Source organism: Photobacterium kishitanii (genome assembly GCF_003026355.1).
Classification (GTDB): Bacteria; Pseudomonadota; Gammaproteobacteria; order Enterobacterales; family Vibrionaceae; genus Photobacterium; species Photobacterium kishitanii.
The window spans coordinates 22542-29191 of the sequence record NZ_PYON01000032.1 but is presented as its reverse complement, the minus strand read 5'-3'; the positions used below and the strand labels follow the sequence as shown (position 1 = coordinate 29191).

The window sequence follows — 6650 nt, the reverse complement described above, 5'->3', positions numbered from 1 at the left end:
GTAACAAATTTAGTGCGCGCGTAGCTCAGCTGGATAGAGTACCTGGCTACGAACCAGGCGGTCGGAGGTTCGAATCCTCCCGCGCGCACCATCATTTAAAGCAATAGACCTTAATGTCTGTTGTTGTAACAAATTTAGTGCGCGCGTAGCTCAGCTGGATAGAGTACCTGGCTACGAACCAGGCGGTCGGAGGTTCGAATCCTCCCGCGCGCACCATCATTTAAAGCAATAGACCTTAATGTCTGTTGTTGTTGTAACAAATTTAGTGCGCGCGTAGCTCAGCTGGATAGAGTACCTGGCTACGAACCAGGCGGTCGGAGGTTCGAATCCTCCCGCGCGCACCATCATTTAAAGCAATAGATCTTAATGTCTGTTGTTGTAACAAATTTAGTGCGCGCGTAGCTCAGCTGGATAGAGTACCTGGCTACGAACCAGGCGGTCGGAGGTTCGAATCCTCCCGCGCGCACCATCATTTAAAAGCAATAGACCTCAATGTCTGTTGTTGTAACAAATTTAGTGCGCGCGTAGCTCAGCTGGATAGAGTACCTGGCTACGAACCAGGCGGTCGGAGGTTCGAATCCTCCCGCGCGCACCATCATTTAAAAGCTCAGCTTAAGCTGGGCTTTTTTTATATCCCCATTTTAGTCTCGATTCCATTTCTTTGTTGTTTGATCATAATTCTCCTGCCTATAACATCAATATGTTGCTTTTAATTTCCTCGTCGTAACTATTCTCAGTGCTAAATAAAAGATTAAATAACCGATTATTAACAGGCTTGGTATTATTATCAAAACCGAATAATTTGTACTATTGTAGCTAGGGTTTCGAGCTGCATTACGGCTTTAAAGCATCAATTTATGAGATAACAGCTTGATGACAGAATTAATGAACGGCGATCTTGGATTATGGGTATTATTTGCGACTGGTTTTTTAAGCGCGACTTTATTACCTGGTGGTTCTGAGGCTAATTTAATTGCCGCTTTAAAAATGGGAGATAACCCTGTTTGGCAAATTGTGGCGGTGGTGACAATAGGCAATACTCTTGGTGGGCTGACTAATTATTGGCTTGGCTTGTTGTTGCCAGATAAAACGGCAGAGAATAAGCAAAGTAATAAAGCATTATTGTGGCTAAAGAAATATGGTTACTGGAGTTTATTATTAAGTTGGATGCCACTTATTGGTGATCCATTATGCTTAGCTGCTGGATGGTTACGTATGCGTTTTTGGTGGTGTGCTACCGCCATTTTTATTGGGAAAATGATCCGCTATGTTGCTTTAGCCGTGATTGTGTTAGGGCTATTTCCCGGATTATCAGTGTAAGGAATATATTAACGTGCAAAAGTGGGTCTTAAGTGCTGCATTGCTGTCATTAGCTGGTTGTAGTCAATGGGGTGAACATGCTGCTGTAAATGATAACTTACCGCAAGGCGTTAAGTTTATCGAGCAGGTGAAAACCGTACCTGGAAAGGCGGTAATACCTTACAGTAAATATAAACTAGCCAATGGGTTAACGGTTATTTTATCGCCTGATGATTCTGATCCTTTGGTTAATGTCGATGTGACTTATCATGTTGGATCGGCGCGAGAACAGCAGGGGAAATCTGGTTTTGCCCACTTCTTTGAGCATATGATGTTTCAAGGGTCAAAACATGTTGGTGATCAGCAACATTTTCGACTAATTACAGAGGCGGGAGGCAGCCTTAATGGCAGCACTAATCGTGATCGTACCAATTATTATGAAACGGTTCCGGCTAATCAGCTCCAAAAAGTATTGTGGTTAGAATCAGATCGAATGGGTTTCTTACTCGATGCTGTGTCACAGCGTAAATTTGAAATTCAGCGTTCAACGGTTAAAAATGAGCGCGCTCAAAATTTTGAAAATCGCCCTTATGGGATGATTTATGAAAAGATGGCTGAGGCGTTATATCCACGTAGCCATCCGTATTCATGGCAAACAATTGGTTATGTTGAAGATCTTGATCGGGTTGATGTTAATGATCTTAAAGCCTTTTTCCTACGCTGGTATGGGCCTAATAACGCCACTTTGACTATTGGTGGCGACATCAATAAAGCGCAGACGTTAGCATGGATCAATAAATACTTCGGCTCGATCCCTCGTGGTCCAGAAGTCAAAAATGCACCTAAACAGCCAGCCACCTTAACGCATAATCGTTTTATTACTCTTGAAGATAATATTCAACAACCAATGCTAATGATGGCATGGCCGACAGCCTATCTTGGGGCTAAAGATCAATCATCACTTGATATGCTTGGACAAATTATTGGTAGTGGTACCAATAGTTTACTGTATCAAAAGTTAGTTAAGACTGGCGAAGCTGTTGATGCTGGTGCTTTTCAAGATTGTGCTGAGCTAGCTTGTACTATGTATGTATATGCGATGGCTCCAAGTGGTAATAAAGGCAATCTAAGCCAATTACGCACTAAAGTGATGAACGTGGTTAATGGTATTGAAGCTCAAGGTATTAACCAACAACAGTTAAATGAAATCAAAGGCTCAGTAGCTGCAAGTGCAATTTATGGTTTGCAGAGTGTGGCTGGAAAAGTATCTCAGTTAGCGGCTTACCAAACATTTTTTGGTGATCCTAACTATTTACCGACTGAGCTTGCTAATGTTAATCGAGTAACCACCAATAGCGTGATGGCTGTTTACAATAAATATTTATACCAGCAGCCAAGTGTCAGTTTAAGTGTGGTACCGAAAGGACAATTGCAGTTAGAGGCCGCGCAGCCAAACTTTACGCCTGCACCGCGCCACCTACCGCCACACCACAAGATCAAAGAACAAGATCTTGCTTACCGTACTGTCACTGATAACTTTGATCGCGCTGTGATGCCACAAGCATCGACACCAGTCAAAGCAGTAATGCCAAGCTTGTATGAGTTTAAGTTAGCTAATGGTATTAAAGTTATTGGTACTGAATATAAAGAAACCCCAACCATTACCTTACAGTTAAGTGTACCTGCTGGACGTCGGGTTGAGCCTGAAGGTAAAGCTGGGTTAGCACAATTAACTGCGGCAATGATGAATGAAGGTACAGCTAAATTAACCGCTGAAGCGATGGCATCCCAACTTGATACTTTGGGCAGTAGTATTACCGTGAATGCAGGGCTTTATAATTCTACTGTGTCATTAAATACTTTGACTAAGAATCTACCTCAGACCCTCGCATTATTTGAGCAACGGTTGCTGCAACCTAAATTCACTGAGTCTGATTTCAAGCGTTTGAAAAAACAAATGTTAGAAGGCATTGTCTATGAACATCAAAGCGCAGACTGGTTAGCAAGCCAAGCGACTCGTGATGTGTTGTTTAAAGGCACGCTATTTAGTCGTCCAGCAGAAGGAACTCAAGCATCAATTAATGCTATTACATTGCAAGATGTTAAAGATTTCTACCAGCGTTACTACACCCCAAATGGTGCCGATATTGTGGTTGTTGGCGATATTAAACAAGCGAATTTAAATGCTGATCTCGCTCCATTAGCGACTTGGCAAGGTGCGCCTAAACCAACCTTTATTACACCGACACTACCGCATTTATCGCAACAAGCAATTTGGTTAGTGAATAAACCCCATGCGCCGCAAACAGTCATACGTTTAGTGCGCCAAGGCATGGCTTATGATGCCACGGGGGAGTTATTTAAAACCCAACTTGCTAACTTTAATTTGGCTGGTAACTTTAATAGTCGTTTAAATTTAAACTTACGAGAAGACAAAGGCTATACCTATGGTGCAGGTGGTTATTTAACCGGTGGCCGTGAAATTGGTATGGCAAGTTTTTATGCTCAAGTGCGCGCCAATGCGACGTTACCAGCGATAAAAGAATTTATGGCTGAGTTAAAGCGCATGAGCACCACAGGGTTAACGGATAAAGAAGTTAAATTTATGCGGTTAGCTGTGGGTCAACAAGATGCATTAAGTTATGAAACACCGTCTAAAAAGGCAGCTTTACTAGGCACGATTTTAAGCTATAACTTAGCGCCGAGTTTTGTTGCTGAGCGCAATCATATTGTCGCGACAATTACTAAAGCTGAAATGGATAACTTAGCTCATAAATGGTTTAACCCTAAGGATTACCAAATTATTATTGTTGGTGATACTAAGACATTATTACCGCAATTAAAGACCTTAGGTTTACCGGTTCATCAATTAGTGCTTAATCAGTAAAATATAATGGCAGTAACAGCCTTTATTAAGCTAGAGGCTGTTACTGTGTAGTAAATATGTTTCACAATTATTAATACTATAAAGCATGGTAATCGTGGTTAATAATGATTACCCTGTTTCTTCAATTGGATAAAAATGAGAATGGCCTTCATGACTTTTTTCGAAAGGTTGCAACAGGTTGCCAATAACCCTGAGGCATTAACACAGCTAGGGCGTGGTCTTGAGCGTGAATCTTTGCGCATAACAGAAGATTTAAAAGTATCTTCATTACCACACCCAAGTGCTTTAGGTTCGGCACTAACGAATAAATGGATCACCACTGATTTTGCTGAATCCTTATTGGAGTTTATTACTCCTGTCTCACGTGATGTTGACCAACTGTTAGCACAATTAGACGATATTCATAAGTTTTCTTTAAGCCATATGGCTGGCGAGCGCTTATGGCCGATGTCTATGCCGTGTTTTGTTGGCGATCAGGATGAGATCGAGCTAGCGCAATACGGCAGTTCAAATACTGGCCAAATGAAAACTCTTTATCGTGAAGGTCTCAAGCGTCGTTACGGCAGCGTGATGCAGATTATTTCAGGCGTGCATTTTAACTTTTCTTTTCCTGATGCTTTTTGGGATAGTTTGTTTGGTGATCAAACAGAGCAACAACGACAAGATTCAGTGTCAGATGCCTATTTTGCATTGATTCGAAATTATTACCGTTTTGGGTGGTTAATTCCGTATTTATTCGGTTCTTCTCCTGCAATGTGTGGTTCATTTATTCAAAATGAAGCGCTTAAAGCTTCATTTGGGAAAGTGGGCAAGGGAACCTACTTTTTAGAAAATGCCACCGCATTACGATTAAGTGATTTAGGTTATACCAATCATGCTCAAAGTTCGTTAAAAATTGGTTTCAATAGTATTGAACAATATTTAACTGGGTTAAACAGTGCTATTCATACACCGTCAGAGGAGTTCTCTCAATTAGGTGTAGTTGTTGATGGTAAACGTCAGCAGTTGAACAGTAATGTATTACAGATTGAAAATGAGCTATATGCACCTATTAGACCTAAGCGTGTAGCTAAAAGTGGTGAAAAGCCATCAGAAGCCTTAAAGCGTGCTGGGGTGGAATACATTGAAGTACGCTCGCTAGACGTTAACCCATTTAGTCCGATTGGTATTGATGAAGATCAGGTGCGTTTTCTTGATCTGTTTTTAATCTGGGCTGTTTTAACGCCATCACCAGAGATGACCGATTGCGAGTTAGCCTGTTGGCGTGATAATTGGAATAAAGTTGTTGTCGATGGACGTAATCCGCTATTGGAACTGAAAATTGGTTGCGATGGTGAAGAGCTACTTCTAAAAACATGGGGACAACAAGTGTTTGCTGAACTTGAACAAGTTGCAATCACAATCGATGCTTTACATGGCGATAATAAATATCAGCAAACTTGTCAGCGATTATTAACTTGGATTAACGATCCGCAGCTAACGTTTTCAGCGAGATTATTAGAGCAAATTAAAACTTATCAAGGTATTAGTGCTCTTGGTGATTTTTATGCGACAGCCCATGCTAAACAATTAGCGCAACAAGATTTCCGCTTTTATGATCAAGCAACATTTGAGCAAGAAGTGGCGTCATCTGTGATTAAACAACGTCAAATTGAGCAAAGTGACACACTTTCGTTTGATGATTTCTTAGCAGATTATTTTGCTGACGTTGATGTAGAGATACCGACGCTAAATAATTAATCGTATTAAGCTGACTTCTTTGGAAGTCAGCTTTTTTTTGATCGATTTTAGTGGTTAACGAGTAGGATAAAAAATGCGATTACGTGTACGATTATTGTTGCTAACAGTGGTGGCCTTAATTGTTAGCGGCTGTGCGACGCCGCCACCAAGCAACCAATCAAATCTGTGTAGTATTTTCCGTCAATACCCTGATTGGTATGAAGATGCACTCGACATGCAGCAGCAATGGGGAACGCCTATTAATGTTGCTATGGCGATTATGAAGCAAGAAAGTAGTTACCGTCACGATGCACTTCCTCCTAAAGATTACGTGCTTGGTTTTATTCCATGGGGGCGAGTAAGCAGTGCCTATGGTTACGCTCAAGCGCAAGATCCTGCATGGTCAGATTTTCAAAAGCATACCGGGCATGGTGGTTCGCGCAGTGATTTTGCTGATGCAATGCAGTTTATTGGTTGGTATACCCATGAAACCCAGCGTCAGTTAGGTATTTCTAAATGGAATGCGTATGCTCAATATTTAGCTTATCACGATGGTCGCGGTGGCTATAAGCGGGGAACTTATCGTCGAAAACCGTGGTTAATGAAAGTGGCGCGTAAAGTCGAACAGCAATCGAAAAATTATGGCTGGCAACTGAAACAATGCCGCAAAGAGCTCGATGCCAATAAAAGTTGGTGGTAAGTTAATTGTTATAAGCACTATAAAAATTAACTGCTAAGATTTATT

4 protein-coding genes and 5 tRNA genes are annotated in these 6650 nt (G+C 41.4%); all 9 read left to right on the top strand.

Features of this window, described 5'->3' with window-relative positions:
• Positions 1–14: 14 nt before the first annotated feature.
• The 9 genes from C0W29_RS20835 to C0W29_RS20795 all read left to right on the top strand — a co-directional run bounded on the left by C0W29_RS20835 (position 15) and on the right by C0W29_RS20795 (position 6605).
• Positions 15–91, top strand: a tRNA-Arg gene (locus tag C0W29_RS20835).
• 48 nt (positions 92–139) lie between these two features.
• A tRNA-Arg gene (locus tag C0W29_RS20830) sits at positions 140–216 on the top strand.
• Positions 217–267: 51 nt separating this feature from the next.
• A tRNA-Arg gene (locus C0W29_RS20825) sits at positions 268–344 on the top strand.
• A 48-nt stretch (positions 345–392) separates the two neighbouring features.
• Positions 393–469: transfer RNA gene (locus C0W29_RS20820), tRNA-Arg, on the top strand.
• Between the two features lie 49 nt (positions 470–518).
• Positions 519–595 (top strand) — tRNA-Arg (locus C0W29_RS20815).
• Between the two features lie 278 nt (positions 596–873).
• On the top strand, positions 874–1320 hold the full coding sequence (locus tag C0W29_RS20810) for a YqaA family protein (RefSeq protein ID WP_045043983.1): 447 nt from the start codon (positions 874–876) through the stop codon (positions 1318–1320).
• A gap of 13 nt (positions 1321–1333) precedes the next feature.
• On the top strand, positions 1334–4186 hold the full coding sequence (locus C0W29_RS20805; RefSeq protein ID WP_045045442.1) for a M16 family metallopeptidase: 2853 nt from the start codon (positions 1334–1336) through the stop codon (positions 4184–4186).
• Positions 4187–4336: 150 nt separating this feature from the next.
• Complete coding sequence (gshA, locus tag C0W29_RS20800) at positions 4337–5926, top strand: glutamate--cysteine ligase (protein WP_045043985.1); 1590 nt, start codon at positions 4337–4339, stop codon at positions 5924–5926.
• A gap of 73 nt (positions 5927–5999) precedes the next feature.
• Positions 6000–6605, top strand: a complete 606-nt coding sequence (locus C0W29_RS20795) for a transglycosylase SLT domain-containing protein (RefSeq protein WP_036793349.1) — start codon at positions 6000–6002, stop codon at positions 6603–6605.
• The last annotated feature ends 45 nt before the right edge of the window (positions 6606–6650 follow it).